Raw genomic sequence first — 25,032 nt, forward strand, 5'->3', positions numbered from 1 at the left:
AATAATTCTTTAATTTGTGCTATTCTTGTCCCATGAAACAGAAGCAGGAAAATGGGGGCTGGACACTGAAAGGATTTTTCAGATTCTCGCTGAGGGTATTGCGCAGTTTTAAGCGCAATCAGGGTCTGCTCTTATCCGGCGCCCTTGCATACTACGCCCTTTTGTCGATCGTGCCCATGTCAATACTCACCCTTATTGTGCTGTCCCATTTTATCGGGGAAGAACAATTGTTTCAAACCTTATCCACGTATTTAGAAATGGTGATACCCGGCTATGCAGCAATATTGAAGGAGCAGGTGCGGGTATTTCTTGTGCACCGTAAGGTGATCGGTATTATCGGATTTCTGGTCATGCTGTTTTTCAGCTCCATAGCCTTTACAGTGCTCGAAAACGCCATGTCGGTGATCTTTTCTCATCGTGCCAGAAAACAGCGCCGCCGTTTTCTCGTTTCCGCTCTTATTCCTTATCTATACGTCTTCGCAATGTGTCTCGGCATTTTGCTCGTTTCATTCATTGCGGGGGTATTGGACACATTGGAAAAAAGGCAACTGATAATCCTTGGATGGACCTTGAGCCTTGAAGGCGCTTCCAGAATTGCGCTATATCTCCTGGGAATCATTGGCGAGGTGCTCATGCTCGCTTCCATATACCTGGTGATGCCCACTGTACGTATCAGTTTTCATTATGCGCTGATCGGCGGGATAACCGCAACGGTTCTATGGGAGATCACCCGCCGTGTGATGGTGTGGTATTACTCGGCTCTATCCATGGTAAATCTGATTTACGGTTCCTTCGCCACAGCGGTGGTGGCTCTTCTCACCACAGAGGCGGCAGCCTTAATCCTCTTGTTGGGCGCTCAGGTTATATCTGAGCTTGAGCGTAAAACCGTGAAATCGGCCAGGAAAAATCTGCCAGAGGCTTGAGACATGAAAGTGAATGCTATGTAAGAATGGGAAATAACATTCATTCCATACGCGATATTATCCTTTGTATACAATATTTTGCCAATGCTGCTCTTTTTTATTGACAAAAAAATTACAAGATATTATTAAAGACATACATGGTTTACTGGAAATATGGGGAGTTTTTTTTGAGGGGCTTATCTATCAAGCCATTTCGTTACACAACAAAATTTTATTAAAGTAAGGAGGAACACAACATGAAACGTTTCTCGGTAATTGTAGCATGCATGTTTTTATTGAGTCTTTTTGCGCCTCAACTATTTGCACAGGATGTATTAAAACTTGGTATTCCGCTGCCGCTCACCGGTACGAACGCTAAATTTGGCGAAATCGAGAAAAAATCATACGAAATTGCCCTGGAGGAAATAAACGCAAAAGGAGGCATTAAGGGAAAAAAAGTAGTGCTGGAATTTGAGGATTCTCAAGGAAAACCGGAAGTATCACGTTCAATAGTCGAGAGGCTTATTGATGTCAAAAAACAACCTGTTATTTTCGGTGAGTATAGCTCTTCCTGTTCGAAGGCCGTTGCAGCAGTAGCCGAGGAAAGAAAGATTCCCTATCTGGTAGTTACGGGTGCAACGGATGACATTACCCAACAGAAATACAAATATGTATTCCGTATGAACCCTACAAACGCTTATTATGCAACAGGGCTTATGTCCTTTCTGAAGGAAGTTGTAAAACCAAAAACAATTGCAATCCTCTATGAAAGTTCCGATTTCGGTACATCAGGCGCTGAGGATATGGTGAAGCAGGCAGCTAAAGTGGGTATAAAAGTCCTTGTAAAAGAACAGTACGAAAAAGGCGCTGTGGATTTTAAACCAATCTTATCGAAGGTTAAAGCAGCAAAACCGGATGTTATTTACATGGTGTCTTATGTCATGGATGCAGCGCTTCTTATGAGGCAGATAAAAGAATTGAGAATTGATGCAAACCTTTATGCCGGCGGCGCTGCAGGTTTTGCAATCCCTGAATTTATACAAAATGCAAAAGAGGCCTCAGAATTGGTAGTCACAGCAACCCTCTGGAGCCAACAGGTAACGTATCCAGGTTCAAGGGAGTTTGCGGAAAAATACAAAAAGATGTACAAAGATTATCCCTCTTATCACGGCGCAGAGGCATACTCAGCTCTTTATATCATAAAGGACGTTTTAGAACGGGCAAAATCCTGGAAACCTGATGATATCCGTGCTGCCTTTAAAGCAACGAGCATGATGACAGCCTTTGGTCCTGTAAAATTTGAGGACAAGGAAGGTTACACGAATCAGAACTTCATGGATACCCTTGTAATGCAAGTCATTAAGGGCAAACATGAAACCATCTGGCCTCTAAAATATGCAAGCGCAAAATACGTATATCCTATTCCAAAGTGGAGAGACAGAAAGTAAAGTAATATAAGGGGGATTAATGGCCCAGCTTGAACTTTTTCTTCAGACACTCATATCCGGTTTTCTATTAGGGGGCCTTTATGCCCTGATAGCTCTTGGTATGGCGCTTATCATGGGGGTTATGAGGGTTATCAACCTTGCCCATGGGGATTTTATGATGATAGCCATGTATATTGCATACTGGCTCTTTACTTTCTTTGGTATAGACCCGTATGTATCTGTCTTTATCGCTGGTCCCGCGCTCTTTTTCTTTGGGCTTGCTATCCAGAAATACCTTTTAACCCCTGTAATGAAAGTAGACTCTATACTACCTCATAATCAGGTAATACTCACAGTGGGTCTGGCTATGGTGTTTTCGAACCTCGCAACCGTGTTTTTCACAGGCGACTATCGTTCTACGCCGGTAAGCTATGCATCAAGCGCCTGGTATCTGACTGATTTCTGGAAAAATTCTCCTGTAGAGCTATCCCTTTCCATGCCGTGGACAATATCATTCGTCATTGCTGTCATGATTACAATTGCTTTATGGATGTTCCTCACAAAAACCGATACCGGCAAATCAATCAGGGCTACGGCGCAAGACCTTGATGCAGCGCTCCTTATGGGCGTAAATGTAAACTGGGTGAGGATGGTGACGTTTGGCATCGGGTTGGTCCTGGTTGCCGTCGCAGGCTGTCTTTTTCTCCCCATTTATTATTTATACCCTGCACTGGGAAAACAATTTACAAATATCGGATTCGTCATTGCTGTCATAGGCGGCATGGGTTCTACAGATGGAGCAGTCATTGGTGGTCTGATCCTCGGAATTTTTGAATCTATGACAGCTACATATATTGGTATGGGGTGGGCACCCGCAGGAAGATTCTCAATATTCGTGGCAGCCCTTGTATTTCTCCCTGGAGGAGTAGCGTCGATTCTCAGAAAGCGGAGGTTAGGAAAATGAAAAAATTCCTTCCTCTGATAATATTAGCGATCCTGTGCACCTTACCATTTATAGGCCTGAGCACTTATGCTATGCACATATTCATACTTGTTCTCATATGGTCTATAATCGGTATGGGTTGGAATATCCTCGGCGGATATACAGGTCAGGTTTCTTTTGGTCACGCTGCATTCTTTGGTATGGGTGCATATGCAGCGGGGCTTCTCTACCAACACCTTGGCATATCTGCCTGGTGGGGGCTACCTGTTTGTGTGTTGATACTCACAGCGCTATCACTTGTCGTTGGATATATTTGCCTTCGGCTGAGAGGCGCCTATTTTGCCCTTGCAACCCTTGCGCTTGGAGAAATTTGCAGAGTTGCAGCAGAAAACCTTGTAGACTTTACCAAGGGCAACATGGGTATTATGCTCAGAGAAAGGACATGGGTTGATAAAACGTGGTATTTTTACATAATTCTCCTGCTTGCTGCCGGAACGTACATACTGATTAAGATGGTCATGGAGTCAAAGCTTGGATACTATTTTGTTGCAATCAGGGAGGACCAGGATGCAGCAGAATCGCTCGGGATAAACACGACCTTTTACAAAACGATCTCTCTCTGTATAAGCGGGGTCTTAACCGGAATCGCAGGCGCCTATTATATGAATTATATGGGTTATATTGACCCATCTACAGTATTTCCACTCTCGGAAGTATCAATTGCTACTGTTGTGGTTGTTATGGTTGGAGGCGCTGCCACATACTGGGGTCCCATTGTAGGTGCGGTAATCATGGTTTTTCTTGCCGAAGAAATACGCTCTATCCCTTTTATAGGGGCTGCCCATCAGACAATATTTGGTATTATACTGATTCTTATTGTCATGTTCCTCCCGAATGGTATTGTTGGTGATTTCCGGAAACTGATTAAACCTTTCAAGGGCAAAAAGGGAGCGTCATCATGAGTTTAATTGAGGTTAGAAATGTTTCTAAGCAATTTGGTGGGCTCGCAGCTCTCACGGATGTTTCTTTTGTTTTGAACAAAGGAGAGATCCTTGGCCTTATCGGGCCGAATGGCGCTGGTAAAACAACAATGTTTAATGTAATCAATGGGTTTTACCCACCCACTAAGGGCGATGTCCTTTTAAAAGGGGAAAAGGTATCAAACCTGAAACCTCACGTCTTGTGCAAGCTTGGGGTTGCAAGAACTTTTCAGGTAGTAAAGCCTTTACAAAGAATGTCCACTCTCGACAACGTAATAGCTTCTGCCTTTATACGCACAAAGACTAAGGCTCAGGCTGAAGAAATTTCCATGGAAGTGCTGAAGTTTACAAATCTTTATGAGGACAGAAACGTTATCTCAAAGAGCCTGCCGCTTGGTAGAAGAAAAAGGCTTGAGATCGCCCGTGCACTTGCCACAAAGCCTGAGATTATTCTGCTTGATGAGTCTTTTGCAGGGCTTAACCCTACAGAGATTAACGAACAGATAGAGATCGTAAACAAGATAAGAACGGAGCGAGGCATCACTATACTGATTATCGAACACCATATGAGAGTAATCATGTCTATCTCTGACAGAATTGTTGTGTTGAGCTATGGCCAGAAAATAGCAGAAGGGGCACCGTTAGAAATCGGCCGTAATCCCGTTGTGATTGAAGCTTATTTAGGAGAGGCACACAATGCTTGAGATAAAAAATATTGATGTTTTCTATGGTGATGTTCAGGTAATCTGGGATATCTCTTTTGAGGTAAAACAAGGCGAGATCGTTGCCCTCATTGGCGCAAACGGTGCAGGGAAATCAACAACCTTAAAAACAATATCAGGCATATTGAGACCCAGAAGAGGTGAGATACTCTTTAATGATATACCTCTTCACAGGTTGGAGCCATACAAGCTGATAGAAACCGGGATAGTCCATGTTCCTGAGGCAAGAAGGCTTTTTGTGGAAATGACCATTGAAGAAAACCTCGACATGGGTTCTTTAAAAGGAGAAGCAAAAAAAGAGCGTGAGATAACCAAACAACTTGTGTTTGAGCTATTTCCGAGACTTCTTGAGCGAAGAAGACAGCTTGCAGGCACTCTCAGCGGTGGTGAACAGCAAATGCTGGCCATAGGCAGAGGGCTTATGGGCAAGCCAAAATTACAAATGTTTGATGAACCATCTCTCGGCCTTTCCCCCATACTTGTAAAAGATATTTTTAATGTCATTAAAAGGATCAAAGAAGAGGGTACCACTGTATTGATTGTAGAGCAGAATGTAAAACTGACGCTCGCAATAGCCGACCGGGCCTATGTAATGGAAAACGGCAGGATAGTATTACAGGGGACAGGTGAATCATTACTCAATAATGAGCACGTAAAGACAGCCTACCTTGGCGTTTAATTTATTATGTTCCATTGTTCCTCGCATCTCGTATCGCGACCCTTCACTACTTTCCTTCCTTCCCTGCCTGCTGCCATCTGCAGGAATATAGGATTAATGTATTTCATAAATATCAATATTCGCAGGAACACTGTTTAGCTCCCTGCTCATATTCCATTATCATTTGTTGTATGTATATTTGGGCAACAGGCTGTAAATATTTGACCCCATTCCCATCCAGGGCTGAGCCCATTTCTTTTTATGAGGACCTTCTCAATTAAAGGTTGACATTTATAAAAAGTAACGTAATATAGTAAATGAACTAAAAAAAAGGAGGGCGTTATGGATCACAAAAAACATTTTTCAAAGGTCATTTGTTTTGGTTTTGCAAGCATGATGATACTCATGCTAATGGTGTCGTCAGTGGGAGCTCAATCGCAAGCATGCGTCTTTTTGAAAGTAGGCGCAGGGTACGCTGCAGAGATGCGGGTAACCTCAGCCAGTTGGCAGACCGATTGGTCAGGCAGTTTCCCCATTGGCAGCACCAAATGTCAACCGTTAGCGAACCTCGCATCCGGCGCGTCGTATACCGTCGAGGTAAAGGCAATAATGGGGAAAACGGTATCCTGTAGTCCCCAAATCCCCTACAACCCTTCCTATACAGGTAATATAACATACTTTGCTTCCGGAACTACCCTGAGCGTCAAATGCGAACAGTAATACGCTGACATGGTCGTTCCTTTGGGACAAGTCTTTGCTTTGCACAACAATGTATGTCAACGATAAGGGCTTGTCCCGTTTTAAAATAGCAGGAAAATTGTGGGAGATGTGATGAAGAATCCACTCCCGCTCGTTTTCTTATTGGTTTTTTGCCGTCAGTGTTTTTGTTGAGGGTTGCACTATGAGAGAAAAAGCTGCCAACCCTGAAGCATCTACAATCAATGATCTCCGTAAAATGGCTAAAGATTACCTGAAATACCATTACCATTCCAACTACACAACTACAACTTTCAGTATGTGCTGGAGCTGGAAGCGTTTTCAGTGCAAACCCTGTAGCGGCGAGGGTAAATGGAGCTACCTCGCCGGATGGTGCAATGGTAACTACGAAGGGCGCAAAGATAATTGCTGCGCATGCTGGTCAAACGAGAACTGCGGCTTTAATAAACAGGGAGATGAGGACTGCCAATATTGAAAGCAACATGGACCTGGAAATATTGTTTATATGTTTGATAAAAAAATCGGCTGTTTAATAAAGGAGGTTTCACATGAGAAAGATATTTATGATCTTTATTACGTTTTGTCTTTTTTTTGGATTTGGCAACATTACCAAAGCAGATTCAAAGACTATATGCTTGCATAACAAGGGGGGTTTTGTTGCCAAGCTTGTTGTCCATGCGGACACACAGGAATATGAAACGGGCGATGTCACACTCGGGCTCACAAAATGCGTTCAGATTCTCGAGGCTGTCCCCAACATAGAAGCGGATGTTACCCTGGTAGGGGGCGGGGGCAGTTGTACCTACAATTGGTCTACCGGGAATCCCCTCCCTGACTCCTTCACAATCACCACGAAAGGTACGATCTTTAACTTTAGCTGCTCACCCTAACTGCACAAGCGTGCCGTAGCAGGATGATCTGCAAAGGAGGGATTTGTGATCCAGATATATAATATATCAAAAATTCCGAGAAGGAGGAATGTTATGAAACTGACAGTATTGGTGGTCCTATTTATGACGGTGAGTATTCTGGGATTTGCAGGATCTGGTTATGCCGACTGCTCGAACTTCACGGCTTACTGTTATGCAAATGCCGGAAATGGAAGCTATTTAGGAAATGCCAGTTGCCCCTGTTGCTACAAATGGTATGATCTTAGCTGTGAATTTTGTGGTGGAGACGCCTCACCGGCTAATCACTGCAACGGCGATTATTCAGCGTGTCAGGGCAACTGCTGGGGATGTAGCACCAAACTGGACGGTTACCAGCCAGCCTGCTGGGACAACAACGGTAATTGTTACGGAGCAGGATGCTCTGGTTCTTCTATCGGCCGCAAAAAATCATCCGATTCTAAGCGTTGAACCGGACGGGGTATGTTGTGTATTCGGTCAGGTACGGGCTGGAGATGGCTACAGAATATTACAAAGAACAGGAGGTACCACCAATGAAAAAGCTTTTAATCTTTTATTTTGCCCTCATGATCCTCACCGTTTTTTCAACCGCCGACCTCAGCGCCGCGGAAAAGACACAACCTGCACCAAAGAAGGCAGCGTCCAAGAAGGTGGAACGTTCTATGATACAGACCTTTGCCGGAAGGGTAAAGACAGTTAATATTGAGAAGAAGACCATCACCATTGCCGCCATGATCGAGACCGAATACTACTTTTCTGAAGGAGATACCCTTTTTAAAGAGTTTGAGACCGATGAGATGGACATCGCCTTCGATGTCTCCACGGCAAAGTTCCAGGGGGTTAAAGACATCTCCGGCGTTGTCAGAGGCCAACTTATCCGGGTAGGCTACGATAAGAAAGGAAACAGCTATATCGCACATACCGTCCTTATCATCCCTAAAAGACAGCCCCGTTCCTCCATCCAGACCTTCTTGGGGAAAGTGACTGCCTTTGATCCCGCAAAGAAGACCATGACCGTAAAGGCGACCATAGAAGGAGAGTTTTTCCTCCAAGAGAAGGATACGGTTCTTAAGGAACTTGTCATCGATGAAGTGGACATTGCCTTCAATACCTCAGAGGCCACCATCGTGGGCAACAAGACTATCAAACCCGGTGATACCGTCCGTGTAGGTTATAACAAAAAAGGAAACACCTACATAGCCCATACGGTACTGAAGATTGAGAAGAAGTAGAAAAAGGAGGTATTTGCACATCTCTGTTGCCGTGATTTTCTCCCTTGGTGTGTTCTCCGGACACGCCGATGCATTCTGCGACGACATGAAAATTGGCTGAGATATCGACGGGAGCGCATCTCAGACTGTGGCGACTACCACTTTCAGCATGTGCTATAGTTGGAAACACTCTGAGTGCAAACCCTGTCACGGTAGCGGTCAATGGAGCTACCTCGCCGCGTGGTGCAACGGCAGCTATGAAAAATGCGGGGGAAAGTGCCAGGGGTGTCAGCACAGTTCAAGCTGTTGTGTTGACACAGGAGGAAAATGGCACAACTGCCATGGGACACCTTATTGGCAGCAAACATCACGGGGAGAGTGGAGAAGAAGAGGAGTCCGGTTAAGGCAGGTATGCACCGTCCCGGCTTACGAAGATAGTGGCAAAGCCGGCCCTTATCTGATATTATAGGGTAAGTACATGAAAAAGTTCTGGTTAATTTTTGTTATTCTCATATTCCTGTCTCCTCAGGGATATTCTGAGGAAGTCCAGGAAAACCAACAGAAAAAACTGCCAAAGATGACCCTTGCCGATTGTGTAATGCTGGCCGTAAAGAATAACCTCGACATCAGGAGCAATTTTCTGAGTCGTATCAGCGATAGGTTTAATCTCAAGGTTGCCGAATATAAGTTTACCCCTTTCGGCGTGGGCGCCATTCAGCTCTCAAGCCAGCGCATTTCGACAAACCCGCAGGATATACCAAGGACAACGGGTTCCAATCAGGACGCCCTATTCAGCACTTTGGTGACTATTCCTACGGGAGGCACATTCAATTTTACCTGGGATAACCCTGCAAACAAAGCGGATGTTCAGCAACTCAACCAATATTCTCCCACCTGGTCGCTCTCTTTTGCGCAGCCTCTTCTAAGGGGCGGCGGGGTCGAGGTCACTACAGCATCGGTGAAGATCGCACGTGTTAGTGAAGAAATCAGCGTCCTTAATTTAAAGGGGACAATAATCAATACAATAGTCTCGGCCATACAGCAATATAGAACCTACTCCCAGGCACTGAGCCAGCTCAAGATAGATCAGGAGGCGCTGGACACATCGCAGAAGACTTACGAGACAAACAAGAAACTGATAGATGCCGGAAGGATGGCAAGAACGGAGCTTGTCCAGTCAGATGCCGATATATCCCAGAGAAAACTACAGATTGTCCAGGACAGGAACAATATTGAATCTGCGCGACTCGCCCTGATCCAGATACTCAACATCGACCAGAACACCTTTTTCGAGCCCGTGGACGAGGGCGATGTGAAGGCTACTCCTCCTTTTTTTCAGGAAGCCATGGAGATAGCCAGGAAAAACAGCCCTAACTACCTGCAGGCATTGCAGAACGTTGAGACAGCGAGATTAAATTACGTGGTAGCGAAAAACAACCGCCTCTGGGGTCTTTCCCTGGGGGCAGGCGTTGGACGCAGCGGCATAACCGGCACCCAATACCCCTTTGTCTATGATGCATTAGCAAGCGCGGGGAAGAGTGACTGGAATGCGGGAATAACCCTTTCCATCCCTTTTAATGACCTGACCTATGAGCAAAATTATCTCACCAACAAGGTAGCCTATGACCAGGCAAAGGTTAGCCTGAAAAAAACGGATATTACTCTATCGATAGCCGTACAGAATGCTATACGGACCGTAGAAATGCAGTTTCAACAACTGGAGCTTGCCAGGCAGACGCGCGTTTTTTCGCAGCAAAAACTTGATATAGAAAACAAAAAATTGAAAGCCGGCCAGACCTCTAATTTTCAATTGGTCAGCTTCCAGAATGATCTCATAAATGCGCAGAACAATGAACTTTCTAATTTTATCAATTACATTAATGCCCTGACGAACCTCGATCAGACGCTCGGTACTACATTAAAAACATGGAGGATCGAGGTAAAGAAGGATGACAATGAAGTAAAGGTGGCAGACAAATGATGAGAGGTGATGACAGTATGGCAGAACCGGAACAACCAGATAAGACCCATACCAATTCTTTCGAGGAAATGATAGAAAAGCACGAAAAGCTCAGGGAGGCATATCTTGAGGTTGAGCGTGAATGTAATACCATCATGGCAGACTTGAAAAAGGCACATAAGATACGCATCTTTGTAACACTCTTTATTATTCTGGTATTTGTGGTCGTCGGGCTTTATGTATGGAAAAAGATGCCTTACATAGAGAGACGTGTAGAGAAAAGCCTGCACATGAAGGAAAAGACGTCGACAGTGAGGACATTCACAGTAAAACCCGGACCAATATCGGAAAGCATTGCCCTGGAGGGGACGTTGAAACCCAGCGAAGTAGTAAATATCGTGAGCCCCTTTGACGGAGTTGTAAAAGAAACATCATTCCAGTACGGAGCATTTGTAAAAAAAGGTCAACCCCTGTTAGAACTGGATATATCCGATATTGAAGTTAAATATGACGGGGCAAAGACAGATTACATAAAGGCGGCCGACAAAGTAAAGGATATGCGGGACTGGGAAAACAGTGATGATGTGATGAAAGCGAAGCGCTCCCTTTCCAAATCAAAAATGACATTAGAAGCTCAAAAAAAGACGTTTCAGGCTACCGAAGGTCTGTTTAAAGAAGGGATTGTCGCCGAAACGGAGTATGAAAACGCCAAGCAACAATATTCGAGCTCCAAGCTTGACTATGATAATGCAGTTGATGAGTTGAAAAACGCGAGGGCAAAAGGCGCTGGGAATTATCTTGAAGTAGCTGTATTGGATATGAAAAGCGCTAAAATAAAATTCGACGAATTAAAAAAACAATTTGACCGGGCGAATGTGACTGCACCCATTGACGGAATCGTTGTCTTGCCTTCTTCCGGAGATAAAGACAAGAAAGGTAAAAGGGTTGACAAAGGTGTTTCCTTCACTCGCGGGGAGACGCTTATCACAATAGGAAATATCGAGAATCTTTCCGTTCAGGTTGATGTAGACGAAATAGAGGTGCTGAAAATAAAAAACGGTCAGGATGTGACGGTAACAGGGAATGCCTTTCCCGGCATAGTGCTGAAAGGAAAGGTATCCAGCATCTCATCACAGGCAACACAGGATGAGGCACAGAAAGGGCCGCCTTCCTTCAGGGTGATCATCCTCCTCGGCGGACTTCCCCAGTCGGAGATGGATAAGATTCGTCTCAAGGGGATACCTCAGTCGGTGATGGAGAAGATACGCCTTGGCATGTCCGCCGACGTTAAAATATTAACCTACTCAAGGGCTGATGCCCTTACCGTCCCTATCAAGGCAGTAACAGAGGGGGATGGGCGTTATTTCCTTGCCGTGAGAGATAAGGGAACCGGCAAACCCGTGAGGGTGCAGATTGAGACCGGCATTACCACCCCCGATTCGGTGGAGATTATCAACGGTATAAAAGAAGGCGATGAAGTGCTGATTGAGGAATGATTCGTGCTGCGGTTAATCGACATACACAAGACATATAAGGTCGGCCCTGAAGAGGTGGAAGTTCTCAAGGGCATCTCCATGACAATAGAGAAAGGGGAGCTGTTCGCCATCATCGGGCCGTCAGGTAGTGGAAAATCAACGTTGATGAATACCATGGGGCTCCTCGATAAACCGACATCGGGATCGTATTTTATTGAAGATACACAGATAACCTATGATGATGACAGGGTGATTTCAACCCTGCGGAACAGGAAGATAGGTTTTGTGTTTCAATCATACAATCTTCTTCCCCGTAAGACCGCCATTGAGAACGTTGGCATCCCGCTCATATATCGAGGCCTTAAAAAAAACGAGATCAAAGAGCAATCAATGGAATATCTCAAGAGGGTTGAGATGGATAAGTGGGCCAACTATAAGCCGAACGAACTTTCAGGGGGTCAGCAACAAAGGGTTGCAATCGCACGGGCCCTGGTAGGAAACCCGGCAATTATCCTTGCCGATGAACCGACCGGCGCCCTCGACACCCAAACAGGGCAGGAAATTTTAACATTTTTCAAGCAGTTGAACGAGAAGGAGGGGATTACCTTTGTGATTATTACCCATGACCCTGATATAGCGAGGCAGTGCAAGAGAATGGCGGAACTTAGGGACGGAGTCATCACCGACAGACAGGATCCAACAGGCAAACAATGATGCTTCGGGTCAATATAAGTGAGGCATTGGAGAGCCTCTCAAGCGCCAAGCAACGGACTGTTTTGGCGCTCATCGGTATTATTATAGGTATTGGTTCTGTTATCGGTATGATATCCATCGGGGAGATAGTCAAGAATCAAGCCCTTAAACAGTTCGAGGATATGGGCATTAACATCATAACGGTCTCTAAGGATTACGACAGCCCGAACAAAACGGCAACGTTCCCCCTTTCGGGAACCCTCGCCCTTGGCAAACATGTTCCCGGCATTGCAAGTGTTGCACCCTATATTGTTTCTGGTACCCAATTTTCACATGGCAGCAAAAACGCTTTCATCGACATGCTTGGTGTGACACAATCTTTTTTTGATATATGCAAACTGACAGTCCGCGAGGGACGACTGATATCCGACCTCGACAGCTACAGATATTTTTGTATCATAGGGTCCGATTTTGCAGATTTTTTGCAAAAATCGGGGACCAAAAATGTCCTTGGGTCGGATTTTAAGTTCGGAAAGCGCATCTACACAGTTATCGGGGTTATCAATAAGGTTTCTGAAGGCGGGGGAATGCTGCCGGGTGGGCTCAATAAAGGAGTAATCACCCATATCACCACTGCATCGAGGAGCTTTGAAGAAAGAGGTATCAACACGTTTCTGGCAAGACTGAAAAAAATTCAGCCCGTTTCTGTCCTGCAAAAAGAATTAAACCACTATTTCGGTGCAAAACAGAGAGGGCTCACCATAAAGGTAAGCACTGCCGAGCAGTTGATAGAAGACATGGGCAAACAGATGCGGCTTTTTACGCTTCTCCTTGGCGCTATCGGAAGTATATCTCTTATCGTAGGCGGTGTCGGCGTAATGAATGTAATGCTCGTTTCCGTTACGGAGAGGAGAAAGGAGATCGGTATCCGCCGGGCCCTTGGCGCTCAGCAAAGTGACATACAGAGTCAGTTTATCGTAGAATCTGTTACCCTCTGTCTTGCAGGGGGCATCATTGGTATACTGCTGGGGATTACAGTTTCTTATATCTTCGCATACTTTGCGAAGTGGGATTTTATTGTATCCTATGCTGCGATTCTTCTTGGTGTCGGTGTTTCAACCGCAGTCGGTGTTTTTTCCGGTTTCTATCCTGCCCGTGAAGCAGCACGGGTTGATCCCATTACCGCACTCAGGGGTGAATAGAGGCTATGCTATTCACCTGTGGAACACACCAATTATGTGATTCTCAGGTATACCTAATGTTTTCACGACCGATTCTTTTGTGAATGCAATTTCCTTGGATAGGTCTTCGGGCCTCCGTGTGAAATGAATTTGCTACTCTATTTCACCGGGGTTTGGTCCGACCCCGATTACTCCCGATTACCAATTACTCTGTAATCCTCTTCCTGTGTCCGGGCAATGAAAGACGGCATGCAGGGTAATTGTCAGAACCCCATCCTCAGCCCTGCATTCACGCTTTGGGCCACATATTTGTTCTCGCCGATCTGAACATCATAGTTTATGTAGACAGACATATCGCGGACGGTAAAAGCGGTAATCCCTGCACCGAGGGAGAGAAAGTTCCTGTCAGGGGACATGGTCTGGATACTGAAGGGTGAGCTCCCCTGTGCGAGACGTGAAGTAACGTTCTGGCTGTCCCGTGAAAACTCATATCCGTAGGAGGCGCGGATACCCGGCATGATGACTGCCTTATCGGTCTGCCAGGTATAGGACACCCTGGCTCCTGCATTCCCCAGAAGGGACTCGGTGTTCTGTCTGTCCACATTGAGATTTATGGCGCCTGCACCACTCTCGGTATAGCTGTCTGTATTGAGTTTGGTATATTGTAAGGATACATTCGGGGTGATGATCCAGTTGCTTTTGCGGAGGTCGTAGCCTGTACCTGTGTAAGCGGTAAACTGGTTGCCGTTAGGGGATGATGCTGCAGTACGGTCAAGTCCAGGGAAGACGATACGGCGGGTATTGTCGTAGTTGGCAAAGCCGTAGCTTATGCTGCCGTCCATGTAGAAGTTCTTTTTATAGTAGGTCCCGTAGGTTCCCAGGGTATAGCTGTCCATCTTCACCTTGCTGCCCATATTGTCCACATTGGCCCTGGAGTTGTTGAGCCCTAACATGAGACCGGCGATAAAGCTTTTGGAAAAGTGGTAGTCGGAACCCATGGTGATACCCACACTGGTGAAGTTATACCCTGTCATATCCGGTGTGTCTTTCTGGTCCCCGTAGACGGCATTGCCCTTCACAAAGAAACCCCATCTTTCATCCACCCCCGAGGGAAGCATACCGGTAAGATCCGGATTGATATCAGCAAGCATTACCGGTGCTCCATTCCCGTTCTTGAAGTACAGCCCCTTGAGACTCGTACCCCGTATCCCGTACCTGAGATCGCTTAAGCGTTCAGAGAGATTCCCTGTCTGGAAGGAGGCGCTGCTAATCCCCATGCCGGATTGGGCATCACTGCCCTTGGGGGCAAGCTGATCTAAGGCATATGCTGTCTGTCCATATGCGGGGAGGGCATCAATGACGGTTAAGACTGTATCAAGGTCCCCTGTTGCGGTATTCCCCACAGAATTGAGCATGGAGCCTACCGCCCTCTGGTTCACGGTGAGGTAGGGGAGGAGGGTCTGGTTGGTGTAGTCTCTCTCTACCATGAGGTACGCCTGGTTGGGAATATCATACTTGGGTTTAAAGAGTACCGTCGGGGTAATATTGGTAAGAAGAGAGGAGAACTGTCCCGTTATCCCTGATGAAGCAGTAAGGATGGTGAATTTATTCTGCGGCTCCGGGACGTATCCACCTGACCATAGAACCTTGAGGCTACCGCTGAGGTTGGCTGTACCGTTTATGGCAAGGAGATCCTTGCTGGTCGTGGAGGCTATCTCGATATCAAGGGTTCCCCCTGGGCCTTGGGTATAATTGCCGATAATATTGAGGGTGCCGATGGACCCTCCCGGCGATACAACTCCATTGTTGTTCACGTTGCCAAGCGTCCCGTAACCACCCACTGTGGCCCCTGGATTCACGGTCAGCGTGCTGCTATGGGAAGCCCCCGAGGTAAGGAAGAGCATCCCTTCGGACACGGTGCCCTGACCGGTATAGGTATGGACGCCGGAAAGCGTTAGGGTCCCGGTCCCCGCCTTTGTGAGACTTCCTGGACCGGAGATGACGCCGGAAAGCGTCAGGGCATTCCCATTGGTATCGAACGTACCGCCGCCGGAATTGAGGGTTGTGTTCCTGGCTGATGTCATGTCCGCCGACACCTGCAGGGTTCCTCCATTAAAAAGCAGGCCGCCGGACAATGCCCCCAAACTGGCGTCCTGTGTGACATTGATGACGCCGCCATTGAGATACGTACCCCCGGTATAAGATGCGGGGCCCCGTAAGGTCAGTGTTCCCGATCCGGTTTTGTAGAGGCTGCCGGAGCCGTTGAGGGTTCCGTTGTTGGTGAAGGCGTTGTTGCCGGCATCGAACCAGATGTTTCCCGAAATGGTACCGGAATTAACGAGGGTATTCCCTGTGCCCAGAAACTTCGCTGCGTAGGAGTCTGTTCCGGAAGCGCTGAGGGTGCCGGTATTGGTGAGGATGTTATTATCGCCCTGGGCTAAAAAAGCGACACTGTTTGTTCCCGAAACCGCGACCGTACCCTGGTTAACCACCGTGTTTCCGGTATTGACCCATATTCCCCACAGGTCTGTCGAGTTTCCCGTGATGTTTCCGGCTACAGTGTTTGTTATTGTATTGTTGTCGTAGACGTGGATGCCGTTTCCGCCGGACAACGGGGTGATACTGCCGGAATTAGTGATGATGTTGTTGCTGACAGCGTCTATGCCGGTGATGACGTTGCTTATGGCAGCGCTGTTGTTGATGGTGTTGCTGCTTCCCGCAAGGATGCCTGTAGGCTGTTTCTCTGCCGAGTCCGGTGCGATGGCGGCCGTGTTGGTGATAGTGGAATTGTTCACTCCGGAATTGTCGAAAAACTGAAACCAATCGATAAATTGATTAGCCTGGTCAAGTACACTTACGGTGACGTATCTGCCGTTGACGGAAACGGTAGCGTAGTTGTAACGTAGGGCAAGGATGTCGCCGGGGTAGAAGATGGTAAGGTTGCACTCCTCACCGGTTTCGCACCCTATAGGGGCTCCGCCGGTACCGGCGAGCACTTCATGTGTTCCGTCATGAAGGGTGCGGAAGTAGAGGTGCTCATGTCCGGCAAACAGAATGGAGGCATTGGTATTTGTAGCACTGCCTGAAGTGGTGATCATTTGCCAGAAATCCGCCATATTGCTGTCGACCGAAAGATGTCCAGGAGTCCATGACGGGACATGGGTAAGCATGAAAGTATGGGCTGAGTTGTTGTTTTGCAGAAGGCCTTTTATCCAGTCCTGTTGCGCCTGGCTGACGCCGTATGACGGCTCAATCGCGTTTGAGGTAGCATAAAAACTGTCGGCAACGATGAAGAGAGAATTGCCTATACGGAATGAGAAGGCCAACTTATCGTAACCGGCGGGGCCGTTCTGCATCACGATGGGGGAGAGGTCGCTTGGCTTGTTAAACATGGCCTGGAATTCCGTCTGCCTGTCCAGGGGGGCCGGGGTTTCCCCACTCCTCGTGTATATCTCATGGTTGCCTATGGCGAAAGCCACGGGGATGCCCGCGCCCTCTATGCGATCCGTAAACCCGGTTTTGAAATCTGTCAAATTGGTCGTGCCACCCCTGTAGGCTGCGTCGCCGCCGAAGATCACTACCTTTGGGGCGGGGTTCTGGGCAAGGATAGAGTTCACGATGGGGATGAGAACACTCCAACTGATGACATCGCTGTTTGCATCCCCACGGGTGTCTGCCACCCAGACGAAACTCTGTGATTGGTCCGCATATACTGGAGTAACCCGGCAGATGATTGCAATAACAAGTGAGAATGTCATGAGAAGAAACGCAGATATCACATATCCGCTTCTGATTGACGTCATTTGCGGAATCCGGGACAAAATATATTGAACACAGACTGATAGGAATTTACTTTTCAGCATGCAATACGAATAACACAAGAAAAGTAAACTATCAATACGAACGTGCCGATATGAATCTGTTGACGCATAACTGCCGAAACCGTCAAGAGGTTCTTTTGGGTTGTTTCTCCAGTTTTTTTGCTGTTTTCTGTTGCTGCTTGTCAGTATTTTGCTTCTGGCCTTTTTCTTTGTCCTTCTTTCCCTTGTCTCCCATTGTTTTCCTCCCCTTCCTGTTGTCCTGCTATGTTGTTAGTTCCCGCCCCTTTTTGTCTTTCATCTTCCTGCAATTTCAGACAGTTGTCAAGAAAAATATAATTACAAAACAGCTATATGACTCTTTATGTTTTTCAAGGCAATTGTTCTCCGAATCCCGGGAAATATTTTTAAAAGCAAAAGCGTGCGAAACAAGGTGGATATTGACTTTACGGAGATTTCAAAAGTGGTAGCAAATGTTGCTACCACTTTCTCAGATACGTCCTCGTGCCTTCGATTGCAATCAAAGTTTTATACCCATAACTGATAACATATTATACTTCACGGATTTGCTTGGCTGTATTGCTTTTTCGGAGATTTTAAGAATTGCTGACACATTGTCAGCAATTTTCTCCGATGCGCATCCCGGTCTCCGTCCCTTGGCAACATTATGTTCAATTTCCTGTCTTTTCAAGAGGCTGTCAATTTGTTTTACTTCGTTTTTGTTTGGGAACCGGAAGTTCTTGTGCTGTTATCTTGATTAAACCCCTGATCCATTCCCGATCTTCAAATGCATCTTCTATTAGAAAATACAACTTAGCTCCGGGATATGGTGCAGCTTCAACAATATTGCTTATATACGCTCTGCCACCTTCAGTTGGTTTTATAAAAAGCTGATTATCACAAACGAGCGCCACGACTTTACTGTCACAATATATTGCATACTCACCGAACATTTTCTTGTGAGAAATAAATCCAGCATTTCCCATTTGGTCTACGATAAATTCAATGAAACTTTTGTCAGATGCCATTTTGATCCTCTTCGTGTCTATGAATTAATACAAAAGTGTTACCTATGTACCCGGAATAATCTGTTGCTTATGTGTCCGTTCGGTCATTATGGCCACCTTTTCTTTCTAAGAATGTATGGTCTATTGAACCACGCGAAATCAAGAAATTCATTCATGAATGGAACCCTAGGTTTGTTCCTCATTTCACCATCGTGAAGCTGGATTGCCATAGTTGTTACGAGCGACAAGAGCATCTTAAGTGGTTTGATAATCACCATCACATGGTAAATTACATGTTTTGCGGCAATGTCCTGTAATGTCGGCTGCAAAACCATTGTTTTAAGATCGAGAGGTCGGTTTTCCAGATCGTGGCCAACAACAACCGAGCGGCTCTCAATAAGCGAAGAAATAACGTTAGTTTTTTGCGTTATTTTTTTGATGTGTCTCGCTGAAACATCGCTTTCAAGCACTTTTTTCAGGATTTTTGACCACTCCGCCAGCGGATCTTTCGGCACAGTTTTGCCTGTCAGATGATCCAAATTGTGGTACCTATCGGTTTTTGCAAAATCCGACAGAAACTTAATAATTCGATCCTCGATTGAATCCTGCTTGATTTCTAAAAATTCCTTTACGTCTCTCGCGGTATCAAGTGATTTGCATGCAGAAAATAGACCCACCAAGTCATGACCTAAGCTCTTCAGCTTCAGTCCCGGTGGAATTGTTAGGCGGTTCTTGTTCATATGATCAATAACTAATATAGTCTTCATTAGCCTTTCAAAACCGATAGAAAGCTCAAAGAAGGCCAAATAGTACCCTCCTTTATTGCTTAAGTTTGCATTACGCAAGCCTGTGAGACCTGCACAAAGAGAGGAGCGGAAGAGATAACCCTCTTTTTGAAGTAGTACATACGTGGTATCGAATTCAAGAAAAGGTATGTCTATGGCTATTGCCTCCTATTTTATTTGGCTAACGCGGGCGTCACCCGGAGCTGGCTTTTTCGGCGATCGGGTGCACGCCATGGTTATGCCTTGTTCTATCGCCCCAAATATGTTCAATTTCGTGACCAAGCTCTATCGCCTGTTTGAGGATTGAAAGGGCTTCAGCGAATGGCTCTGCACGTTGAGCGGCAACGGATAGCAAACCGCCTGGCTTAACGTCCTGAATGATTGCTTCAAGCAGTTGATAAAATGTCACGACTTTCACCCGGATGCTACGATGAATTAGGTCGACCCGGTCCAGGTTGGCGTGATAGATTTTGAAATAGTTATCTGGGACCACAACCTGAAGCTGCCGAGTGCTACCTGGTGTTGAAAAAAGGTTTGCAACAATCTGTTCAGTGGTCTCGAGGTACCTGCGGTGCTTGATTATTGTGAGTATTGCCGACACCTCACAGACTATGGAGTCGGAAAGAGCGTTTACTGCTCGTCGTTCTTTAAGTCTTTCGATTATCATATTTGGAATAATCGCGGCAATAGCACCAGCCAAGGCGCCACCAATGGCCGCATAGACCGGAATCCACGGATTTTGCTGACCGAGTAATGCTTTCATGCTTTGTAAAATCTGCATGATTTTCTGTACGTCATCAAGGTTCATGAAGTCCTCATAGGCATAACAATTAACTATACATCTCTACAGCAATATATCCCGATATTCCTCTCCTGGTGCTGTATTTCCCCCTCCATGGCCGGGATATACAGCACACCCTGAAATACGTACAACCTTTCTATCCATCGAGGGGCTCCTCACGCTGATTCCCGGCTTGCCCAGCACGTGGAATATAGGGTCATATCTTTACGGTCTGTTGCCCAAACAACCATCGGGCACATTTGAGGTAGCAAGCCGGAAGAACTTTTTGCGAACCGCGACTTCGAGCATTTCTTGGGACCCTGCCGATAGGCTGAAATGGGCCTGCGGCCAGGCCACGTTCAGGCCAATTTTCATGTTCGAAGACCAGGTCAAGTTTGAAAATTGAATGGAAGCATATCGATGCATGGGTAAGAAAGCGCAGGGAGCAGAGAGTAAAACAGTGTTCCGGCGTGAAATAGATTTGAGCAACAGGGCGCTTATTATTGACAGCAGAGCCATGGAGTACCAAATGAGAGAGGACATTCCACATCACAATGTCATTATTTTTTTGATAGTTTGATATCCCCCTGATGCTTTTCAACCCCGATTCCCCCATGAATCTAAAAGGGCAGCTTCCGAAGATGTGATGGTTTATGCCGACCCAGCCCTTTTTTGTCTTTAATATTCCTGCAATTTCAGATAGTTGTCAAGAAAAATATAATTACAAAACAGCTATATCACGATTGCGGACACTGTGTCCGCAAATTCCCTCCGATACACACCCAGGTCCAGTAATGCAAGAAAACAAAACCTGACCGTGATAGTTTCTATCCTTACCATGGTAAGGGTTTTCTATGATTTAGAACCTCCCATAACTCATGTGTAACAGGAGTCTCGATCTCTAACCGCTTACCGAGGCGAAGGATCGTACCACCGAACAAATCACGTTCATCTGGTTTGTTCATGCACTCAAAATCACGCTGGAATGAAGTTTTTGTTTCATATGGGAAATTGCGACCTTTTTGATAGGAATCCATTATGATTGTCTCCGGCAAAACAATCCCTATCTTTCTGGAAAGCGCTACAATTTCATTCATGACAGAAAGGACGTAATTGCTCAAAGAACTCGATTCTATAACTTGTCCAAGCGTTTTATCAAAACTTGCCGTTACGAGACCAAAGGCTGCAATAAAAACATACTTTCCCCAGATTTCAGGGTAAACATCTTCAAACCATTCATACTTGATGCCACTTGTATGAAAAAGCTCGAAGAGTGGGTGGGGAGCTGCGTTAGCTGCTTGCGGGTCTTTACCGAGGAAAATTTTGCATGCTCCACCTTTTTGGGTCACTTTCCCATATGTTTCAATATGGGTACCCACATAGACACAAGCGGGCAAAATGTTAGCGGTGCTGAGGGTTTCTCTTATCCTTTCGTAGATATCAATACCATTCAGCAAGGGAACTATTAAGGTTGACCCCGATACTTTTCTCTGAAGCTGCAAGACGACATTCCTAAGGTCATAGGATTTAACACACAACAAACAGACATCAAGAACAGGCAGCTCTTCGATACGATCTGTAGCGAAAGTTGGCATGCAAACCCAATCCCCTTCAGCTGCGGTGCTGACATGGAGCCCATTCTTACGGATTTCGTCAAGGTGCTTGCCTCGTGCAATGAAGTAGGTGTTTATCCCTTGCGCAGTCCCCAGTTTGCAGATCTTACCACCGAAGTATCCACCAACACCCCCTACACCGATAATTCCAATATTTATGTTCATTTGCCTCGCATTATACTATATTAATCGAATAGTTCGCCTGATTTAACCTTATGGGGTATTGCAAGGTGGGCATATGCCTTCTCAGTGGCCTTTCTTCCCTGGGATGTTCGTATTATGAAACCCATTTTTAATAGGAACGGTTCTACCACTTCTATGAGGACATCGCTTTCAAGCTGAAGCGTTGCGGCAATGGCTTCGATGCCTACAGGCCCTCCTTTATAATTCAGTATAATCGTTTTCAAAAACTTTCTATCAGTTTCGCCGAGCCCGTATTCATCAACACCTTCTAATTTCATGGCTTCAAGGGCAACTTCCTTCGTGATATGTCCTTCAGCCCTTACCTGGGCATAATCGCGGATACGCTTTAGAAGCCTGTTGGCTGTTCTTGGCGTTCCTCTTGCCCTTTTTGCTGTCTCATAGGCCCCATCTTCATCTATTGCAATCTGGAGGATTGAAGCGGAGCGTTTGATGATGTGGACCAGGTCTTTTTCAGCATAAAAATCCAGGTCCCGCGTGATACCGAACCGATCCCTTAATGGCGATGAAAGAAGTCCCGCCCTCGTTGTAGCGCCGATTAACGTGAACAGTTCCAGTCTGTACCTGTGGGTTCGTGCATGCACCCCTTTATCAAATATGAAGTCAACGGCAAAATCTTCCATGGCGGGATACAGAAATTCCTCGACGACCTTTGGAATCCTGTGGATTTCATCGATAAAAAACACATCTCCTCTCTCCATGTGGGTAAGGAGACCCATCAAATCGCCGCCTTTTTCCAGCGCAGGCCCGGAAGAGGTGATAATTTTCGTTCCCATCTCGTTTGCAATGATATGCGCAAGGGTAGTTTTTCCAAGGCCGGGGGGGCCGTTAAAAAGAATGTGCTCCAAGGGCTCATTTCTCTTTAAAGCAGCCTCTATTGCTATTTTTAGTGTTTCTACAGCCTTGTCCTGCCCGACATATTCCGAGAGCATTTTCGGCCGTAAATTGATGTTTAATGCTTCATCCTGGTCTTGAACCACATCCTGTTTTGCAGCATGTGATGTTTTTACAGATTCTTCGTTTATCACTGTTTTTGACCTCTGTATACCTCTTCAAACAATTCCTCCGAAGATGCGATGTCGGGATTCCGTTTTATTGCCTCCTCGATCATCCTCCGGGCCTCTATTGTCTTATGGCCTAATTGATTGATGAGGACATATTCGACTTCCTTTTTGAAATCTTCTTTTGCTTCAACTGGCAGCGAAACTTCCGGTATCAATGCATATTTGGCAACTTTTCCCTTTAATGTGGCAACGATTTTCTCGGCCTTCCTTTCGCCAATGCCCTTTAAACGTTTCAATGCCTTTATATCCTTTTCCTCAATTGCACGGGCTATATCCCTTACCGGCATGACAATAGCCTTAATCGCTGCAACGGGCCCGATATCCTCAACGGAAATGAAAAGCTCAAAAAATTGCCTGTCTAATTCATTTTTAAACCCTACAAGAATAGGTTTGGGCTGCCTTTCGGTCTGGTTAAATGAGATATAAAGGCTTATTTCCGTATCCGGATCATGAGATTTCCTGATTTCACTCATTACATATGCAGGAATCAGTACATCGTAACCAATACCGCTCACCAGCAGGGTAATGCGATCGTCATATATCCTCTTCAGTTTCCCTTCCAGATAATTTATCATTTGACTCCCCGAAAGCTTTTTCTGTAATAGGCGGTAAGCGCTATTGCCAGTGCATCTGCCGAATGAAACGACAAGAGTTCACTGATTTTGAGCGCCTTCTGCGTGGCTTCTTTTATCTGTTTTTTGTTTGCGTTGCCGTATCCCGCAAGAGAACTTTTTACTTCTTTAGGTGTAATCTCAACCATTCGGATATTATTCTGAAAGACGGATAAGTATATAATGCCAAGCACCCCGCCTAACAATATGCCGGCCTTTGGATACCTGACTAAGGAAAAAATATTCTCGACAGCTACAAGCTCAGGATTGATAGATGTTATAAGGTGCTCCATATCATTGTATATCTGGGCCAGCCTGTCAGAAATATGGAGTCCGGGTGATGTCCTTATGCAGCCACATTTGAGGAGGGAAGGGGAAGCGCTATCATTGAATGTGATTGCACCAAAACCGGTACTGGCTAAACCAGGGTCGATGCCAAGAATGACCATAAGGTCTCATTTGCCGCTTGTTAATCTTTCCATTTCCTCAAAGGAAATGTCAAAGTTGGCGTATACATTTTGCACATCGTCGGAATCTTCAAGCATCTCCATGAGTTTTAGCATTGTTTCGGCGTTTTTGCCGTCAAGCTTTACCGATGTCTGAGGGATCATACTGATTTCGGAAACGGTATATTTTATCCCATTTGAGTCGAATACCTTTTTTACATTCTCGAAATCTGAAATATCGGTAATCACCTCTATCTCATTTTCATCTGCCGTAACATCTTCGGCACCTGCCTCAAGGGCAAGCTCCATAATTTTATCTTCATCAACGGTTTTTTTATCGAAGGATATATACCCTTTTTTATTAAACATCCAGGATACGCAGCCTGCTTCGCCCATATTACCGTTTAACCTCGAAAGGGTGTGCCTGACCTCTGCGGTTGTACGTTTTTTATTATCCGTTAACACCTCGATCAATATGGCTACTCCACCTGGTCCATACCCCTCGTATGTATACTCTTCATAACTCTCACCTTCAAGGCCCCCGGTACCTTTTTTGATTGCCCTGTCGATGTTATCTTTCGGCATATTTTCAGTTTTTGCCTGTGCAACGGCAACCCTCAATCGTGCATTTGCTTCCGGGTCGCCGCCTCCAATCCTTGCCGCAGTGGTTATTTCCTTGATGAGCTTGGTAAAGATTTTCCCTCTTTTTGCGTCGGCTGCACCTTTTTTGTGCTTTATTGAACTCCACTTGCTATGTCCTGACATTGGACCCCCTGAAAACAAAAATGGTGGGCAGTATAGGAGTCGAACCTACGACCTCTGGTATGTGAGACCAGCGCTCTAACCATCTGAGCTAACCGCCCATATTTTAATAATACACTATTTGCAAAATTAAAGTCAATGTTATCAACAATTTTAAAATAAGTGAA

The 25,032-nt window shown here is 45.7% G+C and carries 26 protein-coding genes and 1 tRNA gene; 17 read left to right on the forward strand and 10 right to left on the reverse strand.

Annotation, left to right across the window (positions count from 1 at the left end):
- Window positions 1-32 precede the first annotated feature (32 nt).
- From NTX75_12435 to NTX75_12510, 16 genes are all read left to right on the forward strand, one after another.
- Complete coding sequence (locus NTX75_12435; protein ID MCX5817025.1) at window positions 33-923, forward strand: YihY/virulence factor BrkB family protein; 891 nt, start codon at window positions 33-35, stop codon at window positions 921-923.
- A 236-nt stretch (window positions 924-1,159) separates the two neighbouring features.
- Window positions 1,160-2,350 carry an ABC transporter substrate-binding protein gene (locus tag NTX75_12440; GenBank protein MCX5817026.1) on the forward strand — a complete coding sequence of 397 codons (1,191 nt, stop codon included), beginning with the start codon at window positions 1,160-1,162 and terminating at the stop codon, window positions 2,348-2,350.
- A 19-nt stretch (window positions 2,351-2,369) separates the two neighbouring features.
- The gene (locus NTX75_12445; GenBank protein ID MCX5817027.1) at window positions 2,370-3,293 is read left to right on the forward strand and encodes a branched-chain amino acid ABC transporter permease; all 924 of its coding nucleotides are present in this window, start codon (window positions 2,370-2,372) and stop codon (window positions 3,291-3,293) included.
- Window positions 3,290-4,234 carry a branched-chain amino acid ABC transporter permease gene (locus tag NTX75_12450; GenBank protein ID MCX5817028.1) on the forward strand — a complete coding sequence of 315 codons (945 nt, stop codon included), beginning with the start codon at window positions 3,290-3,292 and terminating at the stop codon, window positions 4,232-4,234. Before NTX75_12445 ends, NTX75_12450 begins: the two co-directional genes overlap by 4 nt.
- Entirely contained in the window at window positions 4,231-4,956 is a 726-nt protein-coding gene (locus tag NTX75_12455; protein ID MCX5817029.1) for an ABC transporter ATP-binding protein, read from the forward strand. Before NTX75_12450 ends, NTX75_12455 begins: the two co-directional genes overlap by 4 nt.
- The gene (locus NTX75_12460) at window positions 4,949-5,653 is read left to right on the forward strand and encodes an ABC transporter ATP-binding protein (protein ID MCX5817030.1); all 705 of its coding nucleotides are present in this window, start codon (window positions 4,949-4,951) and stop codon (window positions 5,651-5,653) included. The genes NTX75_12455 and NTX75_12460 overlap by 8 nt, the downstream gene beginning before the upstream one ends.
- Before the next feature lie 321 nt (window positions 5,654-5,974).
- Window positions 5,975-6,352 (forward strand): hypothetical protein, encoded by a 378-nt coding sequence (locus tag NTX75_12465; GenBank protein ID MCX5817031.1) that lies wholly within the window; start codon window positions 5,975-5,977, stop codon window positions 6,350-6,352.
- A gap of 181 nt (window positions 6,353-6,533) precedes the next feature.
- Complete coding sequence (locus NTX75_12470) at window positions 6,534-6,824, forward strand: hypothetical protein (protein ID MCX5817032.1); 291 nt, start codon at window positions 6,534-6,536, stop codon at window positions 6,822-6,824.
- Between the two features lie 73 nt (window positions 6,825-6,897).
- Window positions 6,898-7,239, forward strand: a complete 342-nt coding sequence (locus tag NTX75_12475) for a hypothetical protein (GenBank protein ID MCX5817033.1) — start codon at window positions 6,898-6,900, stop codon at window positions 7,237-7,239.
- A gap of 93 nt (window positions 7,240-7,332) precedes the next feature.
- A complete protein-coding gene (locus tag NTX75_12480) occupies window positions 7,333-7,707 on the forward strand; it encodes a hypothetical protein (protein MCX5817034.1) in 375 nt (124 codons plus the stop codon).
- An 83-nt stretch (window positions 7,708-7,790) separates the two neighbouring features.
- Window positions 7,791-8,489 carry a hypothetical protein gene (locus tag NTX75_12485; protein ID MCX5817035.1) on the forward strand — a complete coding sequence of 233 codons (699 nt, stop codon included), beginning with the start codon at window positions 7,791-7,793 and terminating at the stop codon, window positions 8,487-8,489.
- A 92-nt stretch (window positions 8,490-8,581) separates the two neighbouring features.
- Window positions 8,582-8,872 carry a hypothetical protein gene (locus tag NTX75_12490; protein ID MCX5817036.1) on the forward strand — a complete coding sequence of 97 codons (291 nt, stop codon included), beginning with the start codon at window positions 8,582-8,584 and terminating at the stop codon, window positions 8,870-8,872.
- Window positions 8,873-8,946: 74 nt separating this feature from the next.
- Window positions 8,947-10,449 (forward strand): TolC family protein, encoded by a 1,503-nt coding sequence (locus NTX75_12495; GenBank protein ID MCX5817037.1) that lies wholly within the window; start codon window positions 8,947-8,949, stop codon window positions 10,447-10,449.
- A complete protein-coding gene (locus tag NTX75_12500; GenBank protein ID MCX5817038.1) occupies window positions 10,446-11,924 on the forward strand; it encodes an efflux RND transporter periplasmic adaptor subunit in 1,479 nt (492 codons plus the stop codon). The genes NTX75_12495 and NTX75_12500 overlap by 4 nt, the downstream gene beginning before the upstream one ends.
- A gap of 3 nt (window positions 11,925-11,927) precedes the next feature.
- Window positions 11,928-12,617, forward strand: a complete 690-nt coding sequence (locus NTX75_12505) for an ABC transporter ATP-binding protein (protein MCX5817039.1) — start codon at window positions 11,928-11,930, stop codon at window positions 12,615-12,617.
- On the forward strand, window positions 12,614-13,798 hold the full coding sequence (locus NTX75_12510; protein MCX5817040.1) for an ABC transporter permease: 1,185 nt from the start codon (window positions 12,614-12,616) through the stop codon (window positions 13,796-13,798). Before NTX75_12505 ends, NTX75_12510 begins: the two co-directional genes overlap by 4 nt.
- A gap of 242 nt (window positions 13,799-14,040) precedes the next feature.
- Here NTX75_12510 and NTX75_12515 read toward each other — a convergent pair whose 3' ends face one another.
- The 4 genes from NTX75_12515 to NTX75_12530 all read right to left on the reverse strand — a co-directional run bounded on the left by NTX75_12515 (window position 14,041) and on the right by NTX75_12530 (window position 20,195).
- Entirely contained in the window at window positions 14,041-17,556 is a 3,516-nt protein-coding gene (locus NTX75_12515; protein MCX5817041.1) for an autotransporter domain-containing protein, read from the reverse strand.
- Between the two features lie 737 nt (window positions 17,557-18,293).
- Window positions 18,294-18,623: a TfoX/Sxy family protein gene (locus tag NTX75_12520; GenBank protein ID MCX5817042.1), complete on the reverse strand. Its 330-nt coding sequence runs from the start codon at window positions 18,621-18,623 to the stop codon at window positions 18,294-18,296.
- A gap of 86 nt (window positions 18,624-18,709) precedes the next feature.
- Window positions 18,710-19,408 (reverse strand): hypothetical protein, encoded by a 699-nt coding sequence (locus tag NTX75_12525; protein MCX5817043.1) that lies wholly within the window; start codon window positions 19,406-19,408, stop codon window positions 18,710-18,712.
- Between the two features lie 172 nt (window positions 19,409-19,580).
- Entirely contained in the window at window positions 19,581-20,195 is a 615-nt protein-coding gene (locus tag NTX75_12530; protein ID MCX5817044.1) for a hypothetical protein, read from the reverse strand.
- 397 nt (window positions 20,196-20,592) lie between these two features.
- Here NTX75_12530 and NTX75_12535 point away from each other — a divergent pair, with 397 nt between their 5' ends.
- On the forward strand, window positions 20,593-20,748 hold the full coding sequence (locus tag NTX75_12535; GenBank protein MCX5817045.1) for a hypothetical protein: 156 nt from the start codon (window positions 20,593-20,595) through the stop codon (window positions 20,746-20,748).
- A 253-nt stretch (window positions 20,749-21,001) separates the two neighbouring features.
- Here NTX75_12535 and NTX75_12540 read toward each other — a convergent pair whose 3' ends face one another.
- From NTX75_12540 to NTX75_12565, 6 genes are all read right to left on the reverse strand, one after another.
- Window positions 21,002-21,946, reverse strand: a complete 945-nt coding sequence (locus tag NTX75_12540; protein MCX5817046.1) for a 2-dehydropantoate 2-reductase — start codon at window positions 21,944-21,946, stop codon at window positions 21,002-21,004.
- A gap of 20 nt (window positions 21,947-21,966) precedes the next feature.
- Window positions 21,967-22,962: a Holliday junction branch migration DNA helicase RuvB gene (gene ruvB / locus NTX75_12545; GenBank protein MCX5817047.1), complete on the reverse strand. Its 996-nt coding sequence runs from the start codon at window positions 22,960-22,962 to the stop codon at window positions 21,967-21,969.
- Between the two features lie 44 nt (window positions 22,963-23,006).
- Window positions 23,007-23,621 carry a helix-hairpin-helix domain-containing protein gene (locus NTX75_12550; protein ID MCX5817048.1) on the reverse strand — a complete coding sequence of 205 codons (615 nt, stop codon included), beginning with the start codon at window positions 23,619-23,621 and terminating at the stop codon, window positions 23,007-23,009.
- Window positions 23,618-24,106, reverse strand: coding sequence for a crossover junction endodeoxyribonuclease RuvC (locus NTX75_12555; GenBank protein MCX5817049.1), 489 nt, complete (start codon window positions 24,104-24,106; stop codon window positions 23,618-23,620). Before NTX75_12555 ends, NTX75_12550 begins: the two co-directional genes overlap by 4 nt.
- 6 nt (window positions 24,107-24,112) lie before the next feature.
- A complete protein-coding gene (locus NTX75_12560) occupies window positions 24,113-24,868 on the reverse strand; it encodes a YebC/PmpR family DNA-binding transcriptional regulator (GenBank protein ID MCX5817050.1) in 756 nt (251 codons plus the stop codon).
- A gap of 21 nt (window positions 24,869-24,889) precedes the next feature.
- Window positions 24,890-24,966 (reverse strand) — tRNA-Val (locus NTX75_12565).
- Window positions 24,967-25,032: the final 66 nt, after the last annotated feature.

The sequence above is a fragment of the Pseudomonadota bacterium genome (assembly GCA_026388315.1).
In the GTDB taxonomy this organism is placed as follows: Bacteria; Desulfobacterota; Syntrophorhabdia; order Syntrophorhabdales; family Syntrophorhabdaceae; genus MWEV01.

What these genes read in the sequence shown, in the direction of transcription:
- NTX75_12535 (MCX5817045.1), top strand. Translation starts at nt 20,593, where the DNA reads ATGGGTAAGAAAGCGCAGGGAGCAGAGAGTAAAACAGTGTTCCGGCGT.
- NTX75_12485 (MCX5817035.1), top strand. Translation starts at nt 7,791, where the DNA reads ATGAAAAAGCTTTTAATCTTTTATTTTGCCCTCATGATCCTCACCGTT.
- NTX75_12530 (MCX5817044.1), bottom strand. Translation starts at nt 20,195, where the DNA reads ATGAACCTTGATGACGTACAGAAAATCATGCAGATTTTACAAAGCATG.
- NTX75_12480 (MCX5817034.1), top strand. Translation starts at nt 7,333, where the DNA reads ATGAAACTGACAGTATTGGTGGTCCTATTTATGACGGTGAGTATTCTG.
- NTX75_12445 (MCX5817027.1), top strand. Translation starts at nt 2,370, where the DNA reads ATGGCCCAGCTTGAACTTTTTCTTCAGACACTCATATCCGGTTTTCTA.
- NTX75_12540 (MCX5817046.1), bottom strand. Translation starts at nt 21,946, where the DNA reads ATGAACATAAATATTGGAATTATCGGTGTAGGGGGTGTTGGTGGATAC.
- NTX75_12500 (MCX5817038.1), top strand. Translation starts at nt 10,446, where the DNA reads ATGATGAGAGGTGATGACAGTATGGCAGAACCGGAACAACCAGATAAG.
- NTX75_12555 (MCX5817049.1), bottom strand. Translation starts at nt 24,106, where the DNA reads ATGGTCATTCTTGGCATCGACCCTGGTTTAGCCAGTACCGGTTTTGGT.
- NTX75_12495 (MCX5817037.1), top strand. Translation starts at nt 8,947, where the DNA reads ATGAAAAAGTTCTGGTTAATTTTTGTTATTCTCATATTCCTGTCTCCT.
- NTX75_12465 (MCX5817031.1), top strand. Translation starts at nt 5,975, where the DNA reads ATGGATCACAAAAAACATTTTTCAAAGGTCATTTGTTTTGGTTTTGCA.
- NTX75_12460 (MCX5817030.1), top strand. Translation starts at nt 4,949, where the DNA reads ATGCTTGAGATAAAAAATATTGATGTTTTCTATGGTGATGTTCAGGTA.
- NTX75_12470 (MCX5817032.1), top strand. Translation starts at nt 6,534, where the DNA reads ATGAGAGAAAAAGCTGCCAACCCTGAAGCATCTACAATCAATGATCTC.
- NTX75_12560 (MCX5817050.1), bottom strand. Translation starts at nt 24,868, where the DNA reads ATGTCAGGACATAGCAAGTGGAGTTCAATAAAGCACAAAAAAGGTGCA.
- NTX75_12455 (MCX5817029.1), top strand. Translation starts at nt 4,231, where the DNA reads ATGAGTTTAATTGAGGTTAGAAATGTTTCTAAGCAATTTGGTGGGCTC.
- NTX75_12550 (MCX5817048.1), bottom strand. Translation starts at nt 23,621, where the DNA reads ATGATAAATTATCTGGAAGGGAAACTGAAGAGGATATATGACGATCGC.
- NTX75_12435 (MCX5817025.1), top strand. Translation starts at nt 33, where the DNA reads ATGAAACAGAAGCAGGAAAATGGGGGCTGGACACTGAAAGGATTTTTC.
- NTX75_12450 (MCX5817028.1), top strand. Translation starts at nt 3,290, where the DNA reads ATGAAAAAATTCCTTCCTCTGATAATATTAGCGATCCTGTGCACCTTA.
- NTX75_12440 (MCX5817026.1), top strand. Translation starts at nt 1,160, where the DNA reads ATGAAACGTTTCTCGGTAATTGTAGCATGCATGTTTTTATTGAGTCTT.
- NTX75_12520 (MCX5817042.1), bottom strand. Translation starts at nt 18,623, where the DNA reads ATGGCATCTGACAAAAGTTTCATTGAATTTATCGTAGACCAAATGGGA.
- NTX75_12510 (MCX5817040.1), top strand. Translation starts at nt 12,614, where the DNA reads ATGATGCTTCGGGTCAATATAAGTGAGGCATTGGAGAGCCTCTCAAGC.
- NTX75_12475 (MCX5817033.1), top strand. Translation starts at nt 6,898, where the DNA reads ATGAGAAAGATATTTATGATCTTTATTACGTTTTGTCTTTTTTTTGGA.